Consider the following 24691-nt stretch of genomic DNA (forward strand, 5'->3'; position numbering starts at 1 on the left):
ACCCGAAAAATTAATGCTACGCTTTTCGGGTTTCTCTTGTTGTTAATCAAAGGTTTTTTATTTTTATTTACTAAATTGATGACGTTCTTCAAAACGTTTCTCTAGTTGCTCCATTTTTTCCTGATCATTCATAATTTCTTCCTTATTTTCTTTTACTAATTCTGCAAATGATAACGTTCTAATTTTTCTCATGCACTATGCACCTCGCTTTTTTTATACAAGTTTGGTACATTTTCTCTATTATTATACATGATTCGTAGCTGATTTTTTTGGACTTATGTAAACTTGACCCGCTTCGTTCATACTCATCATAAAAATATCTCGATACGTATACCCTTTTTTATGGAGAATCTCCTTAACATGTTCGACTGTCGTGATTTTTTCTATGTTCCTCATAACCAGCATTCCATCCTCAATGAGAATTTTTGGGTAACCCGAGGATGCTTTCTCTTGTTTCAAGTCGTTTAACGTTACAGGGTTATATTGATCTTTTTTAATCACACTAATTTGTCCATTCATTTCAATAATCGCGTAATCAACCTCTGTTAAATCACTAACATTGTTTAATCTTAATCCCATCAACAGAGACTCTAAAGTTACTTTAGATTTTTTTAATTGTTCATGTAAGATCATTCCATGCTTCATAATAATCAATGGTTCATTTTCAATAACTCTTCTAAATCTTGGTGTTTTTAAGGCGATAAACGATAAAGATAAATGGATACAGCCTATTGTTGCCGCTGCAGCAAATGGTCCTGTTAACGGTAGTTCTCCATCCGTTAAGGGTTCACCTAGAATATCTCCAATCACGACACCAAAAATAAAATCTAAAGGATCGATCGAACCCATTGAGCGTTGACCGAGTATTTTTACAATCGTAAAAATATAAAGATAGATAATAACTGCTCTAATGAAAAATCCATATATAGGCAATGATTGATTACCTGTCCAAAAGTCTAACATATCATATAACTCCTAGCTCTTATACTTGGATTTTTTTCTTGAAAAATCGTTACTCATTTTGGCCACTTCTTGTTCAGCATAAGACCCTTTGCTTTTTGCGAAAATTTTATCACTTTTTTTTGGTTCCTTATTTTTATTCAATGTAACTTCACACTCCCATCTACCTTATTATGAGTTAGTAAATGCCATTTTATTAAAATAACTTAGTTGTTTTTTAAATTTTGGAAGTTGAATCAATTTCATAATACATATCTTATAATGAAAAACTAACGATTTGTTTTTTGATTTTCACTTTAGGTAGATGCTTTCCCAAGGGCTTGTCTTCAGCTAACTCTGACTACGCAGAGCTTCGTCAGAGTGGATCTTCAGACTGCGCTGGGAGACACTACCTACCGTTTCAATCAAGAAGTAAATTAAAAACGTTTAAAACATATTTTATAAGAAACGTTCGGTTTTATTCGTTTATAAAGCAATTATGAAATTCACTCAGTTGTATTATAATATTTCTTTATTCGAAAGCATTTTTTCTTTTTAATAGCAAAACGCCCTCGAGAATAAAATCTCAAAGGCGTTTCCTAGGTTTACTCATTTAAAGCAAAACCACTCATATTTCCTGTTATTTCTTTTTATTAGAATCAACAATTCGTTCTAGTAACTGAATAATCTCTTCTTTACTAATTTCATTACCTTCTTTTGGTTCTTTTTCATGTTGTTGCTCCGAATTTTCTTCGGTTTTTTCTTCTGCTTTATCTGCTGTTTCTGCTTGATTGTTTTTAGCTTTCTCTTCAGATTTTTCTTCTTCAACAAATGAAGCTTCTAAATCTTCATAGGTTGGCAATTGCTCACGTTCCGTTACTTCTACATATTCTCCTTCTACGGTTACATAATGCCTTCTCTTCCTTCTTGTTTCTTTGTCGAGATAACTATAAATGACCGGAATTAAAAATAATGATAGGAATGTACTACTTATTAATCCACCAATCACCACAAGTGCCATCGGTTGCTGAATATCAGCTCCTTCTCCAATACCGAGCGCTAAAGGAATCATTCCTAGTATAGTGGTAACCGAGGTTAAGACGATTGGTCTTGTACGGTCCTTAATTCCTTTAACTAACGCTTCATATGTCGCCATTCCTTTTGTTTTTAATTGATTCACATAATCTACTAGGACAATTGCATTATTAGTGACAATTCCGATTAATACCATCAGTCCAATAAATACAACCACACTGATTGGTGTTTGTGTAATGGTTAATATAAGCGCCGCTCCAATCACGACTAGAGGAACCGTAAACATGATAATAAATGGAGCTTTGAATGACTCAAATTGAGCGGCCATTACTAAATAAATAAATATAGTTCCTAAAATTAAGGCTAAAATCATGCTAGTAGCTGAATCCTCAAGCAATTCTTGATCTCCACCGTATTGAAAGCTTGTTCCATCATCAAAATTCACTTCATCTACTGCATCTGCAATGATTTCTGTAATCGTACTCTGAGGCGTATCGACTGAATAATGAACCACAAATTCTACCGCTTCCTCTTGCTCCCAACGGTTTATAGTAGCAGTACTCTCACCATCTACAACTTCGGCAACCTCACCTAGTGCTATAAATTCATTTGCCCCATTTTGTATTTGCAAGTTCTCTAAAGCTGATATGTTTTCAATAAAATCCGGCTCTAATTGAACAATAATATCATAAATATCAAAGTCCTCTGTCTGAAGAGTCGAAGCCGTTTGACCACGAGTTAGTGAATTTAATTGTTGAGCAATTTGTGCAGGAGCAAGTCCATTCTCTCTTGCCGCGTCTGGGTCAATTTCAATGGCAACCTCTGGAATGGTATCCTCTATACTCGTATCCACTGAACGGATAGAATTTGATTCTTCTATTTCAGCTTGTAATTCATCGGCAGTTTCGTATAGACGGTTAGAATTAGAGTCACTGATTGTAAAGACAACCGTATTCGCTTCTCCTCCCATTGCCGTCATGGTGAGAATAGAAATTTCAGCATCATCATCTGCACGTCTAATATCTCTTTCAATTGATTCAATAAATTGACTTGTACTAATGGAACGATTTTCGACAGGAACCATTGAAACGGAGATTTGAGCAATATTACTCGTCCCTCCACCTGCCATATCTTGAGCACTTGAACCTACGGTTGTCATATAGCTAGAAATTTCATTATTATAATCATCTAGAATATCTTCAACGGCTTCGGCCGCTTCTTGTGTTCGAGACAGTGACGTTCCAGATTCCATCTCAATATCAATCGTGAAAGAGCCTTGGTCTCCATCTGGTAAAAATTCAAATCCCACTGTTGTTAATCCGAAAATCCCGATCACTAAGGTTACTAATGTAATGAAAATGACAGTGATTCTGTGATTTAAAACCCATTTTGCCATTGATTCCAGCATTTTCATTGTGTTGGATTCGTTTCTTTTTTCTTCTAAATTTTCCTTTGGTGTCTTTAACCATCGACTTGCAAGCATTGGAATAACGGTCACTGCTACTAATAATGAGGCTAATAAACTAAAGGATACGGTTAAAGCAAATTCCGCAAACAAACTTCCTATTAAGCCGCTTATGAATACGATAGGTAAAAAGACAGAGATCGTAGTCAAGGTAGAGGCAGTAATCGCAGAAGCGACCTCTTTCGTTCCCTCTAATGCGGCTGTTTTTGGATCTTTTTTCATGGATAAATGTCGATAAATATTTTCAATAACAACGATCGCATTATCGATGAGCATTCCTATTCCTAGAGCTAGTCCACCTAAACTCATTAAATTTAAACCAATGTTCGTAAAATACATAAAAGCAAAGGTCGTTATGACAGAAAATGGGATTGCAATCCCAATAATCAAAGGAGTTTTCATATTTCTTAAAAAGAAAAATAGAACGAGCATGGCGAGTATTCCACCAAAAATGAGCGCACTTGACACGCTATTAATCGATAAATTTATAAATTCTCCTTCATCATACAGCGTAATAATGCTTAAATCTTCGTATTGGCTTTCATCCATCAATTCGCTTATTCTTTCATTGACTACATCTGAAACAGCCACCGTATTCGCTTCAGATTCTTTCATAATGGTTAATTGAATTGCTTCTTCTTGATTGGCTCTTGTTATAATATTTTGGTCCTCTAAGGCAATTTGAACGGAAGCAACTTCATTTAATGAAATGTCTTCTCCTGTTTGCGGATCGACCGTTAGGATTAAATTTTCTATATCTTCCACAGAGGTTAATTCACTAATATATCTAGTTGTGAAGCTCAAATCATCCTCGACTACCGTTCCACCTGGCATCGAAATATTATGTGCTTGAATAACCGAGATGACATCATCCTGTGTTAAGCCCGCATCTACTAAATCATCTTGATTTAAGTCTACATGGACCTCTTCTATTAGGGAACCTGATTCGTTTACACTTGCAACACCAGGTATTTTTAAAATTTCATCTTGTAAATCAAATACCGCATCTTGAAAATCTACAATAGAATCATTAGAAGTTACGGCAATTTGCAACATAGGAAGCATAGATGGATCAAATTTTAAAAAACTTGGTTCGTTGGCCCCATCTGGTAAGGGAATTTGTCGAATCGTATTAATAATATCTAACTCAACATCATCAATCGTTGTCGACCAATCAAACTCTAATAAAATTAAGGCCGAACCTTCAGACGTTTGTGAAGTAATTCTTTTTAATCCAGAGGTGGTTGCTAATCGACTTTCTAAAGGTTCAGTAACCCGTTCTAGCACCTCCTCTGGACTAGCACCATCGTAACTAGTTGCAACAGCTGCAATTGGTGGATTAATACTTGGAAATAACTGAAGTGGTAAATTACTGAGAGAAACAAAACCAAATATTAATAGAAATACCATTGCAACAATGGTGAATTTTGGTCTTTTAATGGAAAAATTGGTCATTCTACACTCCTACCTCATTTCTTGAAAATAGTTTAAAAGCTTAATAGTTTATTTACTTAATTAAATTCATGCTATTATGCTACTACGAGACTGTCAATTAATCCGATTCATACTTCAATGCTTTTACATGATTTCACATACTCTAAGATTGATTTTTTGTTTCTCGAATAATTTCCTCGAATTGTTCAAGTGTATGTAGAGAATGCTTTAAATCCTCAATCGGAATCTTCTTAATGTACTCATTGACTACTTTTCTTTCAAACTGCTGCAGTTCCTTTTTGACGATTTCCCCTTTTTGACCTAAGGATAATCGCACTTCTCTTCGATTTTCCAAATTGATCGTTCGCATGAGTAAATCCTTATCCTCTAATTTATTTACAATTTGTGTAACAGCACTTTTACTAATATCTAGAAAATCAGCTAACTCTCTTAATGTAATATTTGGATTTCTTAGAAATAATAATAAAATGGCTTCTTGTGTTCTTGATAAATTTAGCTGACTTAATTGCTCAATTTCAGGTGTTAAATTTTTCGTTATATGATGAACGGCTGCCTCGATTTTTAACAAAACCTCTCTATACTCATCCATTCGCACTCACCTCACTAGCATTTTTTTCAAGAAACGTTTTATTTAGTTAATCAAAGTCTAAAAAAAATTGCAAATGAAAAAGACCAGCTATCAAAAACTGGCCTTTTCCCTTTCATTATTATGATAACTTTTGACGAAGTACCATTTGTAAGATACCACCATGCTTATAGTAATCTACATCGACTTCACTATCAAAACGAACTAATGCTTCAAACTCGGTTTTGTTACCAGCTTCATTTGTAGCTATTACAGTTACATATTGACGTGGTTTTACATCTTCAGGTAAATGAACTTCAATTGCTTCTTTACCTGTTAAACCTAAGCTTTCCGCACTTTCACCATCTTTAAACTGAAGAGGAAGTACTCCCATCAATACAAGGTTACTACGGTGAATTCTTTCGTAGCTTTCTGCAATAACGGTTTTAATTCCTAATAGGTTGGTTCCTTTAGCTGCCCAGTCACGAGAGCTTCCCATTCCATAGTCTTTACCAGCTAATACAACTAAACCAGTATTCGTTTCTTTATATTTCATCGCTGCATCATAAATCGACATAACCTCACCTGTTGGCCAATACGTTGTATAGCCACCTTCTGTACCAGGTGCAATTTGGTTACGAATTCGGATGTTCGCAAAAGTTCCACGCATCATCACTTCGTGATGACCACGACGCGAACCATATGAATTAAAGTCACGTTGCTCAACGCCTTTGTCTAGTAAATACTTACCTGCTGGTGTATCTTTTCCAATTGCACCTGCTGGTGAGATATGATCAGTCGTTACTGTATCACCAAATTTACCGACTACACGTAAGTCCTTGAGTGGCTTAATGCTTTCAGGCTCTTTAGATAAACCTTCAAAGAAAGGAGGATTCGCAATATAAGTCGATTGGTCATCCCATTTATATAAAGAATCATCCGTTGTGTTAATTTCATTCCAGCGCTCGTTGCTTGAGAACACATCTTCATATTCACGACGGAATAGTTCAGGCGTGACCGTTTCTAATACAACTTTTCGAATCTCTTCGGCTGTTGGCCAAATGTCACTGAAATAAATATCTTTACCATCTTTACTTTTTCCGATTGGATCGTTTTTCAAGTCGATATCAACCGTCCCAGCTAAAGAATAAGCCACAACTAATGGTGGAGATGCTAAATAGTTAGCCTTCACTAATGGATGAATACGACCTTCAAAGTTTCGATTTCCTGAAAGAACAGAAGTAACCGTTAAGTCATTGTCAGCTACTGCTTTTTCAATTTCATCTTCTAGAGGACCAGAATTCCCGATACAGGTCGTACAGCCATACCCAACGATATTATAACCAAGCTTCTCCATATAAGGTAGAAGACCAGAATCTGTTAAATAACCAGTAACGACTTTAGAACCTGGCGCTAAAGATGTTTTCACATACTCAGGAACCTCTAATCCAAATTCTACCGCTTTTTTCGCTACGAGGCCTGCCCCAATAAGTACATATGGGTTAGATGTATTCGTACAGCTTGTAATAGCAGCAATCGCAATAGAACCTGTTTTCATCGTTGTTTTACGGCCATCTGCAAAATCTACAGAAACTTCTTTATTAAACTCTTCCTCAGACAAACCGAGCCCTTGAGTTCCTTGAGGAGCTACAATCGCATCACGGAAAGAAGTTTGCATATCAGATAATGGCACTAAATCCTGTGGACGTTTTGGACCAGAAAGATTGGCTTCAATTTCAGACAATTCAATTTCTACTACATCTGTATAAGTAGGATCTGGAGTTTGTCCTGGGACATAGAATAACCCATTTTCTTTGCTATATTGTTCTACTAATGAAATTTGTTCTTCAGAACGACCTGTTAAGCGAAGATAGTTTAAAGACTCGCTATCTACAGGGAAAAATCCACAGGTAGCACCATACTCAGGAGCCATGTTAGATATGGTCGCACGGTCAGCAAGAGGCATAAATTCAAGTCCTGGACCAAAGAATTCAACAAATTTACCAACTACCTTTTTCTCACGAAGTACTTGTGTTACTTTTAGCGCTACATCTGTAGCTGTTGTTCCACTAGGTAGCTCTCCAGTTAGTTTCACTCCGATTACTTCTGGAACTGGGAAATAAGAAGGCTGCCCTAACATGCCGGCCTCTGCTTCAATTCCTCCAACACCCCATCCAAGAACACCAATACCATTGATCATGGTAGTATGAGAGTCTGTCCCTACTAAAGTATCAGGAAAAGCAACCGTTTCTCCATCCTTCTCGATAGCATGAACGACATTCGCTAAATACTCTAAGTTTACTTGGTGAACAATTCCAGTTGCCGGTGGTACAGCACGATAATTATCGAATGCTTTTTTTGCCCAGCTTAAAAATTCATAACGCTCTGCGTTACGTTTGAATTCTAAGTTCATATTATAAAGTAATGAGTCACTTGTTCCAGCTTTATCGACTTGAACAGAGTGGTCAATAACTAAATCAACAGGGATTTCTGGGTTAATTTGGCTTGGATCGCCACCCATGTCAGCCATAGCCTTACGAAGTGCTGCTAAATCCACTACTGTTGGAACACCCGTAAAATCTTGTAAAATAACTCGAGATGGCTTAAATGGTACCGAGATATCCTCATTTTGCTCTGGAGTTCCCCATTTTGCTAGATTTTCAACGTGTTCTTTTTTAATAAAATAATCATCATATTGGCGAAGCACAGATTCTAATAACACCTTAATAGAATAAGGTAATTTAGAAATTTCACCGATTCCCGCTTGCTCAAGAGCGTCTAAGGAATAATACTTGAAAGATTTGTCACCGACGTTAAACGCTTTTTGTGACTTAAAAACATCTAAATTTTTTGACATATGTATTCCCTCCTCCATATTCAATCATACCGTAAACATACAAAATTGTCTAAAATCTAACCTGTTTTAAAAGGTTACTTATGTAAGAAAGCGCTTTATTATACAAAAAGCGACATCCCTTATATAGAATAGCAAAAGTTATGAAAAGAATAAATCATTTTTTATATTTTTATAAGAATTTAATCAAAGAATTACTTATTTTCTTATTCTTTTAGGAATGAAAAAGGTAGCTCTTGGAAACCTCATTCTAAGCAACAGCATGCTCTTTTGCTTGACACATTTTATGATTCTATTATGAATCATCTTGACTAAGGTGTTCTCTCGCTTTTCTCTCCTGTCGTCTTTTTTCTCTATTTTTGAACCTCTCTTCTGCTCCTTGATATTGCCATCTTTCTTCTTCTGTTTCAGGAATAATTTTCGGAACCGGTGTAGGTTTTCCTTTTTCATCTAATGCGACGAATGTAAGATAAGCACTAGCTGTTAATCGTCTTTGCCCCGTTAATAAATTCTCAGCCTCGACCTTTACATAGATTTCCATTGAAGTGGTTTTTGTATAACTAACGAATGCTTCTAAACAAATCGCTTCTCCGGTATGAATAGGTGCGATAAAGTCCAAGCTATCACTTGATGCTGTCACGACTCTTGCTCTTGCATGCCTCATAGCTGATATGCTTGCTACTTTATCTGCATAAGCCATCACATTTCCGCCAAACATCGTCCCATGATAATTCGTATCCGGTGGTAAAACTAAATCTGTAAAAATCGTTCTAGACTCACTTACTTTTTTACTTCCCATTATAAAGCCCCTTTATTATTAAATTCATACTTATTATATAGTTTTTTGAATGACTGTGCATCATTCATATCTTATAATGAAATCCGAACAGTTAGGTTTTTGATTTTCACTTTAGGTAGATGCTTTCCCAAGGGCTTGTCTTCAGCTAACTCTGACTAGGCAGAGCGTCGTCAGAGTGGATCTTCAAACTACGCTCATCCTTTGGGAGTCACTACCTACCGTTACAATCGACAAGTTAATGAACAACCATTCAAGACATATTTTATAATAAAAGTTCGATTTCATTCACTTATAGAACAATGATGAAATTCACTCATTTATAAAATCTATACTTTTATCCCTTTTCAAAATAAAGATAACCGTATATAATGACCTATACTCCTATTATGAGTTAGGAAGGTGCGAGCATTGAAAAAATATATTTTGGGTGTATTAAGTCTTGCAATCTTGCTATCTTTTATTGTGCAAATACCTTCCAGTACAGATGCCCACATACTTAACAAAATGATTTCTGCTTCTGTTGATGTGAATTCTTCAACTGCTATTAACGAATTCTCCATTAGCACAAGTGACGGTACGCTCGAGAACCTTTCTATCGGTTTAATGGAATTGGGTAGCCAACTATTAGTAGTAGCTAGTTTCGTATTTAGTTTACTCACGCTCCCCTTTTTACTATCTCGATTTTACCAATCGAATTACCTCATCCTTTCTGATCAATTATTAATTAAATAATTGACTATGAAGGAGGGTTTTATGATGATGTGGATTCGCATGATTTTAATTGTTATTCTATCATTTACCGCTTTAAGCTTCTTTACCTTTCAAGGAATTGAAGGAGTTAAGGCCGTTATCGAAATCATTAAATCAACGAAAGCTTAATCGAAGAACCAAGAGCCAAAACTTTAAAGTTTTGGCTCTTTTTTTACATGGAAATAAATGGACATAATTTAACAAGAGGATTTCAAACTCTCTACTTGGATCATCTAGATTACAATATGATTTCGTTCCGATTAAAAAAGCCCCTTTTGCTTGCTTCCACCTGTGATCGGCTGTTAGGATAGCAATCGTTAGACAAAAAAGGAGGTTTTCAGATGATGAAAACAAACAAAGCGACAGCTATTAGAAATCTAGGATTACCAATTGTAGCTGCTGGTGCCATTCTCTTTTTTACCCCTTCACATGCAGGAGCAGAAAAATTAGAGGACAACGTATTGTTAAAAGGCATGGATGGAGACCAAATCGAAGAGCTACAAGAAAAGCTTTTTGAAGATGGCTTTCTCGATAAAGAGGCTATCCATGGTTCTTATGACAACGATACTAAGGAAGCTGTAAAATCGTTTCAAAAAGAACATCAATTATATATAGATGGCATTGCAGGACCTCAAACAATGGGTGCTATTATGGTCTTGGAAGAAGGAGATGATGGTATCTATGTTAAAGCTCTTCAAAAAATATTAGGAGACTTTGATTATTATGATGGAGAAATTACAGGTGATTTTGACAATGAAACCAAAAATGCTGTAAAGAAAGCCCAAAAGGATTTACAAATTACAGTAGATGGAATAGCTGGACCAGACACTTTTGGTTCTTTATATAACGGTGTCTACAACACGGAAGAAACATTAGAATCATCTGAAAATAAAGAAGTAGCACCTGTGGCAACCTCTCAACCCAATAATAACGAAAGCTCTGAGAGTGATAACGCAGATGGAACGGTATTAACCATGGAGGCAACAGCCTACACTGCTGAATGCGAAGGCTGCTCAGGTATCACAGCAACCGGTATTGATTTACTAGCTGACCGTAACAAAAAAGTAATTGCGGTTGACCCAAGCGTCATACCACTTGGAACTAGAGTACACGTAGAAGGTTATGGTGAAGCAATTGCTGGTGATACAGGTGGAGCGATAAAAGGAAACAAAGTGGATCTTCATGTTCCTACTAAAAATGAAGCTATTCAATTTGGTAGACAAAATGTGAAGGTAACGATTCTAGATTAATAGCAAGTAAAAAAGACAGTAGAGCAAGCAATTACTCTACTGTCTTTTTAATTTCGAAAATGAACGTTTTACTGTTAGGCTTCTGTTAAGATAACAGCCATTAAAAGATAAGCAATTATAGAAATTGGTAAGATAACAAATAACACTCTGACGAGAAAGCTTGATATACCGAGGTGCTGTGCAATTCCTCCACATACGCCAAAAAACATTTTGTCCGTTGATGATCGGTGCAATCCACTCATTATATCTCTCCTTTTCTTCATAAAACCCTATGTAAGGATATTATTTCGTCCAGCCTGGTTCATATGTATATTCGATATTTCCTTTATGCTGTGCATTCCCTCTGAAGGATTGTTTGTCCTCCTGCTCCATCAGTATTTCTCTGAACATTAGAAATCGTTCTTTTTGTACTAATATAGATGGTACTTCATTATTCCTTAATGCTTGTAACTGATTCACTATTTCTTCTTTTTCCATAACCTATTCATCCTTTACATTAAATAAAGTACGGTAGAATTTTTACTGCAAACATAATAATAATAGTAAGAGTTAGCAGTAGACTAAACACAAATAAGCTTTGTATTTCTTCTTCATTATGTTGCTGATTTCCTAAAGAAGCAAGGCTTAATCGAACTTTCTTTGCCGTAAATCCTAATAGCACTCCTAAACCTAACCATATTAAGAAAACAGATATGGTCCACAGTGATAACCAATTCTGAATCATAATTAAACCAGATACAAAAGATATAATAAGAGCGATATGAGCAACTGAGATAATACGTCTGTATATTTTTAAAAGCACCACTAATTTACTCGGCTCTAAACTACCAACACCTTTTATCAATATAGGAAAAGGAATTATAATAAAAAAGACTACTGCTATTAATACATGTATGCCGTAACTTACGATATAATCCATTACGATGACACCTCCTAAAACATCATACAAAATTAAACCATTTTTTTAAAGCTAAAATACTCTTCATTCCACTTTCTTTTAAAAATATGGTAGGATATGATCGAAAGTAAACGAGGTGAGATATAAATGGAGAACCTTTTTATGTGGTTTATCATTTTTTGGACAATATTTTTAATTACAGTCATGTTTATAGGCGGTTATTTCATGTTTCGAAAGTTTTTAAAAAGACTTCCTAAAGATGATGGTAAATCAATATTGGACTGGCAGGAATTTTATATTAATGAAACGATTGAGCTATGGCACGATGAGCAAAAAAATTTATTAAACGAATTAGTAGAGCCTGTTCCAGACCTATTTCGAGACGTAGCAAAAGGTAAAATCGCAGGCAAAATTAGTGAGCTCGTCTACAAAGAAAAAGCGAATGAAATCACTTTGGATTATATTATTCGTGGTTATATTATCGCTACTCCAAAAAGAGATCATAAATTTCTAAAAAAGAAGTTAACCGAGCTAGATATTGATATAAAACCTTATCAACCACTTTTTGAGCAATCTAGCTAAAAAACCGTTCTCCTTGATCGAAGTTCAAGGAAGAACGGTTTTTTACTTATGTATTGTATTAGCGTTGAATCGGCGTATCCCAGCTCACATTTGTTTCGAATTGCTGTTGTTTTTGAAGCTTCTTAAAGGAACGAAGCATCGCAATTCTCCACGGAAGGAGCATCGAAAAAGCTAAAATAAAAAACATACCTGCAAGTTGCTCATAGGTTATGATATGTCCAAAAATAAAACGAGCTAATAAACGAATACTAAATAAACCAATTAGCAAAACAGGAAACCACTTTGAATGCTTGAAAAATATAGAACCCTTTTTTATTTCAAATTTTGAGGTTAAAATTAATGGAATCGAAAAGAGCAGCCCTACTGTTACAGCTTCCACGATTAATAGTAACGAAAGCCTAGTTGGCTCGTATAAAAACATTAAAAACCCTGTTGACATAAAAAAAGGAGGTAATACTATTTTTTTTAGTGAAGCTGGCTTTTTTTGTGACTTTAAACGAATCATAATGGCTAAAATGGCCATACAGACCGCACCTACAGATGAAATGATGATGTAATACTGCTCCAACAAGCTCAATCCTTTCAAATACATCTTATATCCAACATTATTAAAGATATAGGAATTCTCCCTTAAAAACAAATGAATATTGTTCTTATTTAAATAGGGAGGTAATTTGATAGGCTTTATTAACGTATTAAGGTTTCTCTTTAAATGATTTCTATTATAAAGTCGTAAAGCTCTCGCTCATGATTTTAATTTCCTAAATTTTTGTTGCTTCATTCAGTAGATTAGATTTTTTTTATAATACATTCGTTCTACTTACTTAAAAAGGAAATGGTTAATTTGTTCTCACCGATATAATGTTTGATTTCTCCCTTTAGAAAAAGTGGCGTATTTTTATCCAAATACTTATACACCGGTGGAAAACCACTATCGTTGTTTATTTTTAATAATACTTTTTCAATGGAGATATTGTATAATTGACAAATATCTTGTGGGCTGACTAAATGTTTTTTTTGATGGTTACTTTTTTCCTCTTCTTTACTGACCATTTTTATCTGTACCATGTTATCTATTTTCCCCCTAAAGCTTTTTAAAAAATTAACATACCATTAGCTTCTGTACAAAAAATGTACGAATCTGATATGATTTAAAAAGTCGGGCATAGGGAGACGGATGATATTTTAAAATTTTCGATACTGAATAAGCACCCTTCCCCAAATCAAACGTCCCAGCGCCAAGCTTTTTTCAAAAAAGGAATTTATTATGGTTATTTTGATTAGGCGATGGTACCCTTTAGTTCGTATTGATTATGCCCGTGAAGAAAGTACTGTTTATTTTGGAATAATAGTACCTTTTTCCTAAATGAATGTTAATTTTATAACTGCATATAGACTGTTCATTCACCTATACTCCATAAATGATAGGTCATTTAAGTTCTTTTACTGTATACTATTGTATAAGCCATTATTTTCAACATAATCAGGGGGACTCATGAAAAAATATATTTATCCGATATTTCTTGCATTCTTACTTGTTTTTATTTGTTTTTCCGTATATAAAATCATTCCAAATTTGAATACCTTATTTACATTAATCTTCATTATGATTTTAGGTGCAACCGGACACTTTTTGATGGAGTTTCTAAAAAAGCATGCAAATCAATATGATGAAAGTGCTAAAAAAATTAAAACAACCTTTTTCTCTACCTTCATTATTTTAGCCGGTGCTTGCTTGTTCTTCATTTAATGAATTCCCTATATAAAGGGGATTTTTTGTTTTTATTCGCCATTTTTCGAGTGATTAGCTCGTCATCTCAGAGACCATGTTAAAAAGGACGAAAAATAGATTAGCCTTGTTTACTATGGCATTCTTAAATCCGAAGCCTTTAATTCATACTAAAACCTCAAAGATTACAAAACAACTTTTTAACTTCTACTAATAATTATAAAAAAAACCACTCTCTCACGGTTTAAAATTCTCCCGAGAAAAAGCAGTTTTGTTTGTTTAGAAGATTATGATTGATTGAAAATAAAACGATTAGTGGATTTCACTTTCAATCCCTTAAAATGATGTGTCCATATACATAAAACCCAATATAAGTGGGTTAAATTCAATGTTTATTTCCCTTGCTGTCTTTGCATAGCCTGCATCATTTGGTTAATTTTCTTTTGCGATGGCTTTTGACCCATTTGCATCATCATTACTCGTAACTACTGATATATAAGGGTTTATCAATATACTTCCATTTCAATTCTCCGTAAGAAAAATATACCACAGTTAGTTAAATTTTGTCTATAAAAAACATTTAGATTTACTTTAGTGCTTAATTTTCCTACTAATATTTATTATAGAAGAAACTCGTCAAAATGCCATTATTATCTATAACCTTTTTCTATAACCTCTTTCACACTGATTTCCCAATCTGCAGCATTCAACTCTGAAACTTTTCCATTCCAGCTTGTTAATTTAACAGTATTTACATCAGTTGTAACATCATTAAAATCATTCAATGCAATTTTTTTAGCAACATCCTCATTTACCGCTTCTACCTCCACCACTGATAACACTGTAGTTTCTACTAATACTTCAAACTTCATAAACTAAATCCCCCCTCAACGAACCTTATGAGGTTCATTTATTAATTCAAATAATATACCTTATAAGGTTCAAAGTCAATAAATAATTATTATTTTTTCGCACTTTATAAGGTATAATATAATTATAACTAGTTAATATTAGGAGGTAATAAATTGATTAAAAATAATATCAGTGAAATTATGAAGAAGAAAAAAATGAATATCACCCAATTGTCCGAGGAATCTAGTTTACATCGAAATATCATTTCTAGGTTAATTAATAATAAAACCAACGGTATCGACTTTAGCACGATGAACAAGCTTTGCAAAGCACTTGAGTGCCAAGTAGGTGACTTGTTTATTTACATAGAAGAATAAGAGACCATAAATAGGTCTCTTATAGCTTATACATGTAACTATTACAGTTGTTCACATTTCTTATCCACTTGTCTAATTCTTCTCTATGCACTTTAAGCTGTCTTCCAAACCTCATAACTGGAAAATCACCAGAATGCATTATTTCATAAACCCTATCTCTACCCAAACCTGTTATTCTTTGAACATCATTCACTCCTAAGAATAACCCTTCTTCTTTGTTGTTAATGTTCATTAAACCACCTCTAAAAACTATTTTAATTCTATCTATACAATGAATTATTTTTTTCGTCCATAATCCAAGTATAGAATTTACTCTCTTCCACATAATATCTTCCACCAATCTTCATACTGGGTAAACTTTTGTTATGAATAACCTCATATGCAGTATGTAAACTTATACCTAAAATTTCTGCTATATCTTTTGCTTTTAATAATTTGATTTTATCGCTCAACAGTAACCGTCCCCTTCAAATAACGTAAATTATTGATTACTCTTTTCTCCCCTTTAATTCTCAGTTAAAAGATATTATCTAAAATAAACCTTAATGGATCGTAACATATAACTCAATTAATTTCCAATATATGGTTATGTTTATGTATTATATTTAATTAAATACAACATTCATTTTAAAATTTTCCCTACTCACTAGGTATAAAGACCATACTTACACTAGGCATTATTATGTATTATAAAAAATAAAGGGACAATTTTGATTTGAAATATTGAAAGGTAAAACTTTGTGTAGAGGGGATATGACAATGAATATTGGTGATTTAGGTGAAAGAGAATTTATTGAGATATGCACTGAAGCCATCATGAATTGTTATACGCAATATATATATTTACTTTACGAGTTGCCAAATGGAGTTAGGTTCTTTCAAGTTGAGTGTGAATTAAATCATGCTAACTGTAATTTAAAGTTGAAAGATGGTACACCGATTAGATTAATATGCGTCATGGGAAGAGATTTAATAGAGGATTTCCATCAGAAAGCTTTGAATGATGAATTAGGTATTGAGTGGGTAAATAAAGGGGTTAAACATGTAATTGCAACGGGAGAATTGGGAGCTAATAAGATTGTATAAGTATTTGAATTACGAAAAAAAGTTATTGTTAAATTGACTTCTTCTAACAAGTGACATTTTAAATAGGTGTGCATAACTTTACACTGCTATATTTTTATATTATAATCTAGCCTCATATTTTCAAAATATATTATTTTAGGAGAGTAATTATTTATGTTGAACGAAGATAATTATAATAACAAAAAGGTCTACATGACTAAGAGTGGTGTTGAAGTTACCGTAATCGAGTTGAATAAACCTAATTTCTCACGAATGGCAGAGGCGTTACGTCAATTCGTGAAGGATGTAAATGATTATAATAAGTTGAATGGACGATAAGTTAGAATAATCTGAAGACAGTTATACCTGATTTTTCTCCATCATTTTTAAGTTATCAATTCTATTTACTAATAAATCTTTACGAATATAAATCTAGCCCCTAAAAAGGGGCATTTTTTCTATCTAAACAATCTACTCCAAGTATCTCTGCCAACCAATCCATCAACGACTAATTTATTTTGTCTCTGAAACTTTTTAACTGCATTCTCACACCCATTACCAAATATTCCATCGAATCCATTAGGATCAAGCTTATGACAATACAACATGCCTTGAAGAATATACGTTATATTTCCTCTAGCTCCATGTCTAACAACACGTGTAGCATTCAGAGTATTATTACCCCAGATACCATCCTCAACTAATCCAGCTTTAAATTGTTTATTTAACTCTTTTTGATAAGCCCTGATGGCTTCACGTTTAGTTAAATTTCCGTAAATGTTATCTGTTGCTAATTTACTTTTATAGTTTGAGTTAATCCATGTTTGGAAAGTTCTAATGTATGTATTTGTGTTGGAAGGTTGAGGGGTTTTGTTAGGTTGTTTAGGTGTAGAGGATTTTTTTGATTGATTATTTATCATATCTTTTAAATCAGTCATTCTAAAATGTTTACCAGGACAAGCAGTTGCAACTATATCTTTATGACCGATTATATCATTTGCTGATTTAATATTAGGACATTGACTCATTAACCATGCATTTAATGCCGCTCCAGACTCAACCTGAGCATCCGTCATTGATTGAGAAGTAAAATCACCTTGATAGCCAATACCTAGTGTAGTGCTGTTGTTACCAGCGCAGTGAGCACCTACATTCCAGCCTCTACCTTTATATATGGTTCCATCAAAAGCGATCCACCAATTATAGCCAATACCTACCCATTTGTTACTATCACGATGAAAATTATGTACTTGCTGGACTGTCCAACTTTTATGAGCCATATGATGTTGAACTAACTTTGAAATACGATTCTTATTAATAGGTGTAAGATTACCAAAAGATAATTTACCATCTACTATATTTGGTTTTCTAGACATCATTTATCCCCTTTCGTTAAACCTTGTTCAACTAGTACTTCTTTCTGCTGTCTACCCTTAGCAGTCACATAATTATTTTTAAACCATGTCCATACTGATACAATAAAAGCCAACCCATAAGCGACTGACTCCTCATCTAACACTGGAATTGGTTACAAATTGTAATTGACTAATAACATGTTTATCCACGTTATTCCTAATAATATGGTACGTGAAATTGTGCCTTTATCCATATTTCTTCACTCCTTATAAATTTAAATCTAAGCCAAAAAAAGCACCGACTAATAACACACCGATACCTACAATCCATAATATTTTTTTCATCAAATCTTTGTTTTGTTCTTTCAGGTAAGTTTGATTTTCTTTCATAATCTCAACTATTTGTATCTGATTATCTTTCTGCATATTAATAATCTTCTGATGATTATCTTTATCTTCTTCAACGATTTTCTGAACAGAATCTACTTTATTATTCGTATCACTAGATTCTCTCTTGAGTTGCTCTAACAATAATTCAAAAGCTTTTATACGCTCTTCAATAGCGTTGATACGATTGTGTGTTTTAATCGTGTGTTTATTGATAACTTCATCTTTAGCATCAAGTTCTTGCTTAAGTCTATCAACTTCTAATCGAACAGCATGGACTTGATTTTCTAAGTCATGCAATTTTTTATCTATGTCTGACAAATATAAGTCTCCTTTCTAAGAAAATATTATATATTCATTTAAAATTAAATCTTAAAACATTAACAAATACTCCGATAATATCAATGAGTAAACTAAATTTTACCCTTTTAATGGAGCTGAAAATGGAAAATAAAAAATCATTATTCCAACGATATAGTAATATAAATAACAAAAGTCTGCTAAGCATTTATAATGACATATTGTTAAGACCTGAAGAAGTTGATGAATCTTTTCAAAGTTCACCATTTTATGAGCAGGAAAATTTAATTGCCCAATGCAAACAAGCTATTGAGACACAACAGTCTAGTTTTTCAAAATCAATGGGTTTGCTAACTCTAACGGTAGCCTTAGTTACAGTAGTAATTACAACTATATTCACTATTTATAATTCAATAACTAGTCTCCCTATAACATCAGAAAATGAATATAATAACTTAATTCTAGGAATTTTAAATGAGTATACAACTGGAATATATCTACTACTTGTAATGCTTGTAATTTTTACAGTAACATCTACATTTTTGTTTATTCGTGATTATTTCTTAACAATAAAAAGAGGAAAATTAGTATTTTTACTTAGTCACTTGGAATCTTTCAAAACTAGACAATATATTAAGAACCCTTAGAAATTAACCCTAGAACAGAGAGCCTTTATTCGGCTCCCTGTTCTTCTCCTAATAATCTCTCAATAAACTTTTCTTTCGCTAGACCAGCTAAAGCATTTAGTCCTGGATTGGCTAGATATTCCTGCATGGTTGCTGCCACTCGACCACTTGCATTAATTTCACCTAATGGATCAGTTGCATTAAATCGAATTCTTACCCCACTTACTTCTCCATTGCTATGCGTAAAATCTACACCCGACACACGAAAGTCTAAAGCTTGTACTTGTTCTGTCATTATTCGTCATCTCCCTTTTCTTCTTGATTTTCTTTTGCTATTTCAAATGCTTCAACCCATAAAAAATGAGCTTCCGCATCAGATTCGGAAAGCTCTTTGTTATAATCCATCATGACCTCTTCAACGGTTTTGAGTGCCGTTTCAAAGTTTTTACCTTCTAAAATATAATCTTCATCCATCAACTCTTGCTGCTGTTTTTTAAATTCTTTCTTATCCCCTACTAATTTAAAACCACCTCCTTCAGCTTGTACCAAATCACCGTTATCATCTAGTTCAGCAAATGATTTTAATAACTCTAGTTCCTCATCACCAAAAACCTTATGTTGCTCTTGTAATACCTTAACCACTCTCATACGATGAACCGATTTCTTCCCTTCCAACGTAACCTTTAATAAAAAATCTGCTGCCTTTTTTAAATCCTGTTTTTGTAATCTAATCACTCGATCATCTCCCTTAATTGTTTAACTTCTTCTTCTAATTTTTTAACCCGCTGGTCTGTTAATTGCATCCTTAAATCAAAAATATCAAACCGATCCTCATGGTTATCTAAAACCTCAGTTAAATCTTTGACACCTTTCCATATATGTGATGCCATAGAGTAAAAATCTAGCGTATCTCCTGTCTGAGCATGTATGATGCCTGGTACTTCATCAAGCATTAATCCAAGCCTTGCTTTTGCTTCGCTTTCCTCCCATTTATAGTTATATGTGTAAACATCAGAATTTCTAAAAACATCAAGTGTATTTGTTTGATACAATTCAATATCACGTTTTGTTTCTCTGGTGGAAGATGGAGGTTGAAAAGCGCTTGCTCTAATGGCTTGATAAGTACCCGTAGTTCCTGTTCGAGTAATCCTGACTTCGCCAGTGGTGCCTGTTGGTCTGATATAGATATGAGAGCCTCCAACACCACTATGCTGGTCAAAGGTATTACCATAATACCCACTAGCTCTTACGCTTGTGTAGGTAGTGGATTCATGACTTCCACCCCATAAACCGTTTGTTGTTACTCGTAATTCTGAGGATCCTGTACCACCAGTTCCAACATAAAAATTACTACCACTTGTTTCTGAGTTACTGCGAATACTGTGAGCTAAGATTTCATTAACTTGCAAGTCTGTATAGTTGCTAGAGCTTCCAGTTCCCATGATTCGAACACGTTGATCCGTCCTTAAATATAAAATAGCGCTTGTGTTTACTTGTAAGCTATCTGCCAAGATACCAGAAGCTCTAAGATTACGATACACACCGCCAGCAAGTCCCTCCGAAGTAATTCTGACTTCATTGTCTGTACCAATATAGGCGCTTGAATTAGGTGGAGATTTAAACCCCCTGGCTCTTACGTTTATATAAGAATAATCAGAAGCACTTCCACCACCTGGAATTGTGTCTCTTCGAACGGCTCGTACTTCTCCCCTGGTATCACTATCACCTGCAGCTAAATAAATATTTAAGTTTGATGTTCCTAATGCTGCTGAAGTAATGAGGGAAGAATCGGCTTGAAATCGCAAGCTTCCATTTGCATTGTACCCATATAAGCCATCAGGATTAATCTCGACCCTTTGACCATTTGAGCGTTGAAACCTAGCGTTACCGCCTATGATCTCCATGAAATCCGTATGGTTAGCAGAATAGAATCTAGCACCTTGTACATCAATACCAATCAAGGTTCCTGTTGTGATTTTTACAGCAGATAGATTGGCAATCTTAGCATCATCAATCGTAGCATCTGCAATCTTAGCTCCTGTAATGGTACTTTGTTCAATGTGGACATTTTGTATAATACCTTGTTGGAGATTTAAGCTTGTAATAGCTGCATTGGCTATGGCTCCATTGCCTGCTGTAATGCTGTTGGCGCTCATGTGGTTAGCTGTGATGGCCCCATCAACAAATACATTAGTATCAGACATTCTTCTTAAAACAGGATCTTGAAAGTAATATCTTGGGTTATTACCATTATCCATAACTCGTAGAAATAGACACATATATCTGGCTCTAGGTGGTATTGTTGTTTTACTTTCTGTCAACCTCCAAGCTGTTACACCTGTATTTACTGTGCCACCGCCAAAATTAACAAAATTTCTATTAGCATCCAGGTAACGTAACTCTAATCTAACTTGATTAAAGGGACCCGCTCCAACTGCCCTATACCAAATGGAAAAGTAATATTGCTCCCCTTCTGTGACTTCTATTAAATGATTCCCACCTAGTCCCATTCTTCCCTCTGGTTGATTAGAAACGGCTTGATGTTCTAAAAATTGTGCCCCTTCTACTCTTGATGTTGTACTTGTTAAAGTTCTCCAAGTGCCACGATCTACAAAGTGACCACTCAAACCTTGACTAAAATCAGCATTTTGAATTAAATTACTAAAATTACCGATGCTTAAAAGCCTTGTGTCAATCTTCACTTGCTCTGGGGTTATATTTAGGGCGCTGACTATTCCATCTCTCTCGACTCTGGCATTAATTCTATCGGACTGAACCGATAGCTCACCTTCTGCTTTCGTCATTCGGTTTCCTACAACTTCTATTTCTTGCGCTCGAAGATTAATAGAAGTTGCATTTTGTACTATGGCTGTTTCTGCTGAATAAATCCTTGAACTGTAATTGTTAGTTCTATTACCAAAACTTAAATTACCGTTATCAATAGTGAACTGAACATCTAACCAACCAACATCAGCAGGTGAAAAATACTCATTACCATTACCTTCACCGATTCCACCATAAGCAATTAAAACATAAGTTGGATGGCTCCCTGTCCAATCTGCATCAATAAATAACTCTTTTGATCCACCGTTTTTATATATAGCATCGGGTAAACCTTCAAGGTGTCTATTTCTAGCAGGTGCATGAGCCCCAACTAAAACAAAAATTTTGTCTTGTGTTAGCTCATTCAACGCTTCTGCTAGATATCTCGCATTAATTTGATCACTATAAATATCATACCTTGTATGACTTTCCCATCTCTTTGAATCACGATTATAAATACTAAGGGTATAAGACCTATCCTGTGATTGGCTATTTCCCCATAAGGTTTCACCGTTTGTCTTGTATAAACCCGAATGCTTTCTGTAATTGGCAAACCCAGAATTGTTATACCTAACAGCAACCGCATGATAACGTTCAATGCTATCAAATTCACTTCTTAAATCACTAACCGTTACACTAAATTCATCAAATCCTAAGACTAAATTAGTCACTTGATTGCTAACATTTGTAACTTTACCGTCAATAGCTTCTACTACCGTTCGGTCAGCTTTAGCTTCAAAACGCCCCTCAAATTCTTCAATTGATGTTGATATCAGATCAATACTTTCCTCAACATTTCCAAATTTACCGTCCACATATTCAAGCCTTGCCCTGTCTGCCAACTCCTGCATTAACGCATTTTCAGTATGTTGTATCTCTTGGTCGGTATATACTTTAGCATCAGCTTGTATCTGGTCTAATACTTCTTGACGTATATTCTCAAAGTTGATTCCGTCTTTCCCTATGATGTCAGCTTCTTCGTGCAACTCTCTCATTTTCTCAGCAAGCTCTGGACCAAATAAAATATCCTCTGTCAAAATACGAGCTGTAGTAGCCGATACTTGTTGACTAAACTCACTTGTCGTACCTTGATGATTAACGGCTCGAATACGATAATACCAACGTTCATCCGTATTTACGGCGTGTGAATAAGCAGACACCATCCCACGCCACAATAGATGTTCGGGTTGTGGAATAAAGTTTTCTACTTGGGATCCATACACTTCATAATGCTTGATATAAATAGCACTATCAAAAGCCCAATAAAGTTGAATGACTTTCATCCCTGATTTAGCTACTACTTGTGATGGTGTACCAGGTTTAATGTCTGGGAAACTTCCCTCACCAACCTTTTGTGGACGATTACCTATCTTTTGAATTTCTTCTTCTAATCTTCCGATCCTATCATCTGGTTGTTCCACTGATAAGAACTGACCAATCTCAACGATTGCGGTTCCTTCAATGTCCAATAAGTCATATTCAATCGCTATGACTCTAGCTTGCACCTCAATAGGTCGAGCAAATTCACGGTCAAACGCTCTAACCGTATCACCTAGACTTACTTTTTCGTGTTCGTAACCTGCGATATGTTCTAATAACTGTACGGATAATTTATAATTTATTTCTGGTTCAGAAAGGGATTGTAGCTCTTGCCATGTAGCCATCAGTAATTCTTCTGGATTTTCAATATCACCATTTTCCCAAGTCGTATCTAAATGAATTCTCTCTCCATCTTGTAAGTATCCATACTTCTCTAATGCACCAGGATTACCAACCCACAATTGACCAAGAGGTTTATCAACTGGATCGCCATTTGATACTTTCCATTCCACATCACCAAAACCAATATATCGAGTGTATCCACCTATTTCTTTACCTTCTTCATCCTCAGTTGGCAACGAAGCACCACGACCATAAAGTGCTGTATATGGATAAGATAAAACTACACGTTGAATCTCTTCGATATCATGGTCAATTTCAAAACGTTTACCACGGTCTACTCCTAACCGTTGCATGAGCTTAACTTGACGAGTTGTGATAATATTTTGAGCATCAAATAAGACTACATCTTTAATATCTCCACCCCATGTATTACGGACATTCCATAATGCATTAAGTGATGAGATGTAATAAAAATTCGTTGAAGCAGTACCAAATGAACCTTCTACTATCCCTGACCACCTAGTCCCTTGTAAAGATGCATTAAGAGCTGTTTGTGCTTGTTGATTATTAAATCTTCGGTCAACAACAGTATGATTACTTAATTCAACCACGAAAGCTGGCAAACAAATTGCTGTTGTTTCTACACCATTAATATTGTTTATATCATCAATTTCCTTGATAACATAAAGTCTCAAATCACCATCTTTATCACGAAAGACCACTTGATTATCTTCCACAACATGAACAGCTTCTTCAGTATTTGCATCAACTGTAAATACAAATGGCTCACTTGCAATCTGGTTCAATTCATCACGAACCTTTGTGCTAGTAAGTCCAGTTTCTTCTGTTATGGTGGCTAATAGTTTATCATCTTTGTTTAAAATATAAATTTCTGCCAAGTGAATCCTCCTTTCTAATAGACT

29 protein-coding genes and 1 pseudogene are annotated in these 24691 nt (G+C 34.7%); 9 read left to right on the forward strand and 21 right to left on the reverse strand.

Features of this window, described 5'->3' with window-relative positions; translation table 11 throughout:
* Positions 1-63: 63 nt before the first annotated feature.
* The 6 genes from AZF04_RS20485 to AZF04_RS00710 all read right to left on the reverse strand — a co-directional run bounded on the left by AZF04_RS20485 (position 64) and on the right by AZF04_RS00710 (position 9112).
* The gene (locus AZF04_RS20485) at positions 64-192 is read right to left on the reverse strand and encodes an FbpB family small basic protein (protein ID WP_081766758.1); all 129 of its coding nucleotides are present in this window, start codon (positions 190-192) and stop codon (positions 64-66) included.
* A gap of 51 nt (positions 193-243) precedes the next feature.
* Positions 244-963 (reverse strand): DUF421 domain-containing protein, encoded by a 720-nt coding sequence (locus AZF04_RS00690; RefSeq protein ID WP_061947137.1) that lies wholly within the window; start codon positions 961-963, stop codon positions 244-246.
* A gap of 616 nt (positions 964-1579) precedes the next feature.
* The gene (locus AZF04_RS00695) at positions 1580-4894 is read right to left on the reverse strand and encodes an efflux RND transporter permease subunit (protein WP_061947138.1); all 3315 of its coding nucleotides are present in this window, start codon (positions 4892-4894) and stop codon (positions 1580-1582) included.
* Positions 4895-5036: 142 nt separating this feature from the next.
* A complete protein-coding gene (locus AZF04_RS00700; RefSeq protein ID WP_061947139.1) occupies positions 5037-5483 on the reverse strand; it encodes a MarR family winged helix-turn-helix transcriptional regulator in 447 nt (148 codons plus the stop codon).
* Between the two features lie 118 nt (positions 5484-5601).
* Positions 5602-8316 (reverse strand): aconitate hydratase AcnA, encoded by a 2715-nt coding sequence (gene acnA / locus AZF04_RS00705; RefSeq protein WP_061947140.1) that lies wholly within the window; start codon positions 8314-8316, stop codon positions 5602-5604.
* A gap of 292 nt (positions 8317-8608) precedes the next feature.
* Positions 8609-9112, reverse strand: coding sequence for an acyl-CoA thioesterase (locus AZF04_RS00710; protein WP_045488515.1), 504 nt, complete (start codon positions 9110-9112; stop codon positions 8609-8611).
* Between the two features lie 408 nt (positions 9113-9520).
* Here AZF04_RS00710 and AZF04_RS00715 point away from each other — a divergent pair, with 408 nt between their 5' ends.
* From AZF04_RS00715 to AZF04_RS21860, 3 genes are all read left to right on the forward strand, one after another.
* Positions 9521-9844 (forward strand): hypothetical protein, encoded by a 324-nt coding sequence (locus AZF04_RS00715; RefSeq protein WP_061947141.1) that lies wholly within the window; start codon positions 9521-9523, stop codon positions 9842-9844.
* A 21-nt stretch (positions 9845-9865) separates the two neighbouring features.
* The gene (locus tag AZF04_RS21715) at positions 9866-9991 is read left to right on the forward strand and encodes a hypothetical protein (RefSeq protein ID WP_268753406.1); all 126 of its coding nucleotides are present in this window, start codon (positions 9866-9868) and stop codon (positions 9989-9991) included.
* A 212-nt stretch (positions 9992-10203) separates the two neighbouring features.
* Positions 10204-11112, forward strand: a complete 909-nt coding sequence (locus AZF04_RS21860) for a peptidoglycan-binding protein (protein WP_061947142.1) — start codon at positions 10204-10206, stop codon at positions 11110-11112.
* Between the two features lie 74 nt (positions 11113-11186).
* Here the strand turns inward: AZF04_RS21860 and AZF04_RS20390 are convergent, their stop codons facing one another.
* The 3 genes from AZF04_RS20390 to AZF04_RS00730 are packed head-to-tail and all read right to left on the reverse strand — an operon-like array spanning position 11187 to position 12031.
* Complete coding sequence (locus tag AZF04_RS20390; RefSeq protein WP_045488508.1) at positions 11187-11354, reverse strand: PspC domain-containing protein; 168 nt, start codon at positions 11352-11354, stop codon at positions 11187-11189.
* A 40-nt stretch (positions 11355-11394) separates the two neighbouring features.
* On the reverse strand, positions 11395-11589 hold the full coding sequence (locus AZF04_RS00725; RefSeq protein WP_061947143.1) for a hypothetical protein: 195 nt from the start codon (positions 11587-11589) through the stop codon (positions 11395-11397).
* A 19-nt stretch (positions 11590-11608) separates the two neighbouring features.
* Positions 11609-12031 (reverse strand): hypothetical protein, encoded by a 423-nt coding sequence (locus AZF04_RS00730; protein WP_061947144.1) that lies wholly within the window; start codon positions 12029-12031, stop codon positions 11609-11611.
* A 126-nt stretch (positions 12032-12157) separates the two neighbouring features.
* Here AZF04_RS00730 and AZF04_RS00735 point away from each other — a divergent pair, with 126 nt between their 5' ends.
* Positions 12158-12592, forward strand: a complete 435-nt coding sequence (locus tag AZF04_RS00735) for a DUF2621 domain-containing protein (RefSeq protein WP_061947145.1) — start codon at positions 12158-12160, stop codon at positions 12590-12592.
* A 58-nt stretch (positions 12593-12650) separates the two neighbouring features.
* Here the strand turns inward: AZF04_RS00735 and AZF04_RS00740 are convergent, their stop codons facing one another.
* Together AZF04_RS00740 and AZF04_RS00745 are read right to left on the reverse strand one after the other, a co-directional pair.
* Positions 12651-13184, reverse strand: coding sequence for a CcdC family protein (locus AZF04_RS00740; protein WP_061947146.1), 534 nt, complete (start codon positions 13182-13184; stop codon positions 12651-12653).
* A 224-nt stretch (positions 13185-13408) separates the two neighbouring features.
* On the reverse strand, positions 13409-13660 hold the full coding sequence (locus tag AZF04_RS00745) for a hypothetical protein (RefSeq protein WP_061947147.1): 252 nt from the start codon (positions 13658-13660) through the stop codon (positions 13409-13411).
* 427 nt (positions 13661-14087) lie between these two features.
* On the opposite strand from AZF04_RS00745, the gene AZF04_RS00750 reads away from it, so the two are divergent.
* On the forward strand, positions 14088-14342 hold the full coding sequence (locus tag AZF04_RS00750) for a hypothetical protein (protein ID WP_061947148.1): 255 nt from the start codon (positions 14088-14090) through the stop codon (positions 14340-14342).
* 371 nt (positions 14343-14713) lie between these two features.
* On the opposite strand, the pseudogene AZF04_RS20870 reads toward AZF04_RS00750, so the two are convergent.
* Positions 14714-14806 (reverse strand): annotated as a pseudogene (locus tag AZF04_RS20870) (YneF family protein); the annotation flags it as partial.
* 165 nt (positions 14807-14971) lie between these two features.
* The gene (locus tag AZF04_RS00755) at positions 14972-15193 is read right to left on the reverse strand and encodes a hypothetical protein (protein WP_061947149.1); all 222 of its coding nucleotides are present in this window, start codon (positions 15191-15193) and stop codon (positions 14972-14974) included.
* Positions 15194-15346: 153 nt separating this feature from the next.
* Here AZF04_RS00755 and AZF04_RS00760 point away from each other — a divergent pair, with 153 nt between their 5' ends.
* Positions 15347-15550 (forward strand): helix-turn-helix domain-containing protein, encoded by a 204-nt coding sequence (locus AZF04_RS00760; protein WP_061947150.1) that lies wholly within the window; start codon positions 15347-15349, stop codon positions 15548-15550.
* A gap of 19 nt (positions 15551-15569) precedes the next feature.
* Here AZF04_RS00760 and AZF04_RS00765 read toward each other — a convergent pair whose 3' ends face one another.
* Positions 15570-15782 carry a helix-turn-helix domain-containing protein gene (locus AZF04_RS00765; RefSeq protein WP_061947151.1) on the reverse strand — a complete coding sequence of 71 codons (213 nt, stop codon included), beginning with the start codon at positions 15780-15782 and terminating at the stop codon, positions 15570-15572.
* Positions 15783-15810: 28 nt separating this feature from the next.
* A complete protein-coding gene (locus AZF04_RS00770) occupies positions 15811-16002 on the reverse strand; it encodes a helix-turn-helix domain-containing protein (RefSeq protein WP_061947152.1) in 192 nt (63 codons plus the stop codon).
* 307 nt (positions 16003-16309) lie between these two features.
* Here AZF04_RS00770 and AZF04_RS00775 point away from each other — a divergent pair, with 307 nt between their 5' ends.
* A complete protein-coding gene (locus AZF04_RS00775; protein ID WP_061947153.1) occupies positions 16310-16636 on the forward strand; it encodes a hypothetical protein in 327 nt (108 codons plus the stop codon).
* A 153-nt stretch (positions 16637-16789) separates the two neighbouring features.
* The gene (locus AZF04_RS21070) at positions 16790-16954 is read left to right on the forward strand and encodes a hypothetical protein (RefSeq protein ID WP_156479501.1); all 165 of its coding nucleotides are present in this window, start codon (positions 16790-16792) and stop codon (positions 16952-16954) included.
* Between the two features lie 119 nt (positions 16955-17073).
* Here AZF04_RS21070 and AZF04_RS00780 read toward each other — a convergent pair whose 3' ends face one another.
* The 3 genes from AZF04_RS00780 to AZF04_RS00790 form a co-directional block, all read right to left on the reverse strand.
* Entirely contained in the window at positions 17074-17991 is a 918-nt protein-coding gene (locus AZF04_RS00780; protein ID WP_061947154.1) for a peptidoglycan recognition protein family protein, read from the reverse strand.
* Complete coding sequence (locus AZF04_RS21720) at positions 17991-18134, reverse strand: phage holin (protein WP_235819837.1); 144 nt, start codon at positions 18132-18134, stop codon at positions 17991-17993. The genes AZF04_RS00780 and AZF04_RS21720 overlap by 1 nt, the downstream gene beginning before the upstream one ends.
* A 103-nt stretch (positions 18135-18237) precedes the next feature.
* Entirely contained in the window at positions 18238-18678 is a 441-nt protein-coding gene (locus AZF04_RS00790) for a hypothetical protein (protein WP_061947155.1), read from the reverse strand.
* A 122-nt stretch (positions 18679-18800) separates the two neighbouring features.
* Here AZF04_RS00790 and AZF04_RS00795 point away from each other — a divergent pair, with 122 nt between their 5' ends.
* Entirely contained in the window at positions 18801-19304 is a 504-nt protein-coding gene (locus AZF04_RS00795) for a hypothetical protein (RefSeq protein ID WP_061947156.1), read from the forward strand.
* 25 nt (positions 19305-19329) lie between these two features.
* Here AZF04_RS00795 and AZF04_RS00800 read toward each other — a convergent pair whose 3' ends face one another.
* From AZF04_RS00800 to AZF04_RS00810, 3 genes are read right to left on the reverse strand one after another with little or no spacing between them, the layout of a single operon-like run.
* A complete protein-coding gene (locus AZF04_RS00800) occupies positions 19330-19578 on the reverse strand; it encodes a hypothetical protein (protein ID WP_061947157.1) in 249 nt (82 codons plus the stop codon).
* On the reverse strand, positions 19578-20018 hold the full coding sequence (locus AZF04_RS00805) for a hypothetical protein (protein WP_061947158.1): 441 nt from the start codon (positions 20016-20018) through the stop codon (positions 19578-19580). The genes AZF04_RS00800 and AZF04_RS00805 overlap by 1 nt, the downstream gene beginning before the upstream one ends.
* Positions 20015-24667 carry a phage tail spike protein gene (locus AZF04_RS00810; protein ID WP_061947159.1) on the reverse strand — a complete coding sequence of 1551 codons (4653 nt, stop codon included), beginning with the start codon at positions 24665-24667 and terminating at the stop codon, positions 20015-20017. Before AZF04_RS00810 ends, AZF04_RS00805 begins: the two co-directional genes overlap by 4 nt.
* Positions 24668-24691: the final 24 nt, after the last annotated feature.

This window comes from Alkalihalobacillus trypoxylicola, from assembly GCF_001590785.1.
Lineage (GTDB): Bacteria > Bacillota > Bacilli > Bacillales > Bacillaceae_D > Alkalihalobacillus > Alkalihalobacillus trypoxylicola.

Excerpts from the sequence above, each read along its gene's own strand:
- AZF04_RS20485 (WP_081766758.1), bottom strand. The coding sequence starts at position 192 with ATGAGAAAAATTAGAACGTTATCATTTGCAGAATTAGTAAAAGAAAAT.
- AZF04_RS00690 (WP_061947137.1), bottom strand. The coding sequence starts at position 963 with ATGTTAGACTTTTGGACAGGTAATCAATCATTGCCTATATATGGATTT.
- AZF04_RS00695 (WP_061947138.1), bottom strand. The coding sequence starts at position 4,894 with ATGACCAATTTTTCCATTAAAAGACCAAAATTCACCATTGTTGCAATG.
- AZF04_RS00700 (WP_061947139.1), bottom strand. The coding sequence starts at position 5,483 with ATGGATGAGTATAGAGAGGTTTTGTTAAAAATCGAGGCAGCCGTTCAT.
- acnA (WP_061947140.1), bottom strand. The coding sequence starts at position 8,316 with ATGTCAAAAAATTTAGATGTTTTTAAGTCACAAAAAGCGTTTAACGTC.
- AZF04_RS00710 (WP_045488515.1), bottom strand. The coding sequence starts at position 9,112 with ATGGGAAGTAAAAAAGTAAGTGAGTCTAGAACGATTTTTACAGATTTA.
- AZF04_RS21715 (WP_268753406.1), top strand. The coding sequence starts at position 9,866 with ATGATGATGTGGATTCGCATGATTTTAATTGTTATTCTATCATTTACC.
- AZF04_RS21860 (WP_061947142.1), top strand. The coding sequence starts at position 10,204 with ATGATGAAAACAAACAAAGCGACAGCTATTAGAAATCTAGGATTACCA.
- AZF04_RS20390 (WP_045488508.1), bottom strand. The coding sequence starts at position 11,354 with ATGAGTGGATTGCACCGATCATCAACGGACAAAATGTTTTTTGGCGTA.
- AZF04_RS00725 (WP_061947143.1), bottom strand. The coding sequence starts at position 11,589 with ATGGAAAAAGAAGAAATAGTGAATCAGTTACAAGCATTAAGGAATAAT.
- AZF04_RS00730 (WP_061947144.1), bottom strand. The coding sequence starts at position 12,031 with ATGGATTATATCGTAAGTTACGGCATACATGTATTAATAGCAGTAGTC.
- AZF04_RS00735 (WP_061947145.1), top strand. The coding sequence starts at position 12,158 with ATGGAGAACCTTTTTATGTGGTTTATCATTTTTTGGACAATATTTTTA.
- AZF04_RS00740 (WP_061947146.1), bottom strand. The coding sequence starts at position 13,184 with ATGTATTTGAAAGGATTGAGCTTGTTGGAGCAGTATTACATCATCATT.
- AZF04_RS00745 (WP_061947147.1), bottom strand. The coding sequence starts at position 13,660 with ATGGTACAGATAAAAATGGTCAGTAAAGAAGAGGAAAAAAGTAACCAT.
- AZF04_RS00750 (WP_061947148.1), top strand. The coding sequence starts at position 14,088 with ATGAAAAAATATATTTATCCGATATTTCTTGCATTCTTACTTGTTTTT.
- AZF04_RS00755 (WP_061947149.1), bottom strand. The coding sequence starts at position 15,193 with ATGAAGTTTGAAGTATTAGTAGAAACTACAGTGTTATCAGTGGTGGAG.
- AZF04_RS00765 (WP_061947151.1), bottom strand. The coding sequence starts at position 15,782 with ATGAACATTAACAACAAAGAAGAAGGGTTATTCTTAGGAGTGAATGAT.
- AZF04_RS00775 (WP_061947153.1), top strand. The coding sequence starts at position 16,310 with ATGAATATTGGTGATTTAGGTGAAAGAGAATTTATTGAGATATGCACT.
- AZF04_RS21070 (WP_156479501.1), top strand. The coding sequence starts at position 16,790 with ATGTTGAACGAAGATAATTATAATAACAAAAAGGTCTACATGACTAAG.
- AZF04_RS00780 (WP_061947154.1), bottom strand. The coding sequence starts at position 17,991 with ATGTCTAGAAAACCAAATATAGTAGATGGTAAATTATCTTTTGGTAAT.
- AZF04_RS00795 (WP_061947156.1), top strand. The coding sequence starts at position 18,801 with ATGGAAAATAAAAAATCATTATTCCAACGATATAGTAATATAAATAAC.
- AZF04_RS00800 (WP_061947157.1), bottom strand. The coding sequence starts at position 19,578 with ATGACAGAACAAGTACAAGCTTTAGACTTTCGTGTGTCGGGTGTAGAT.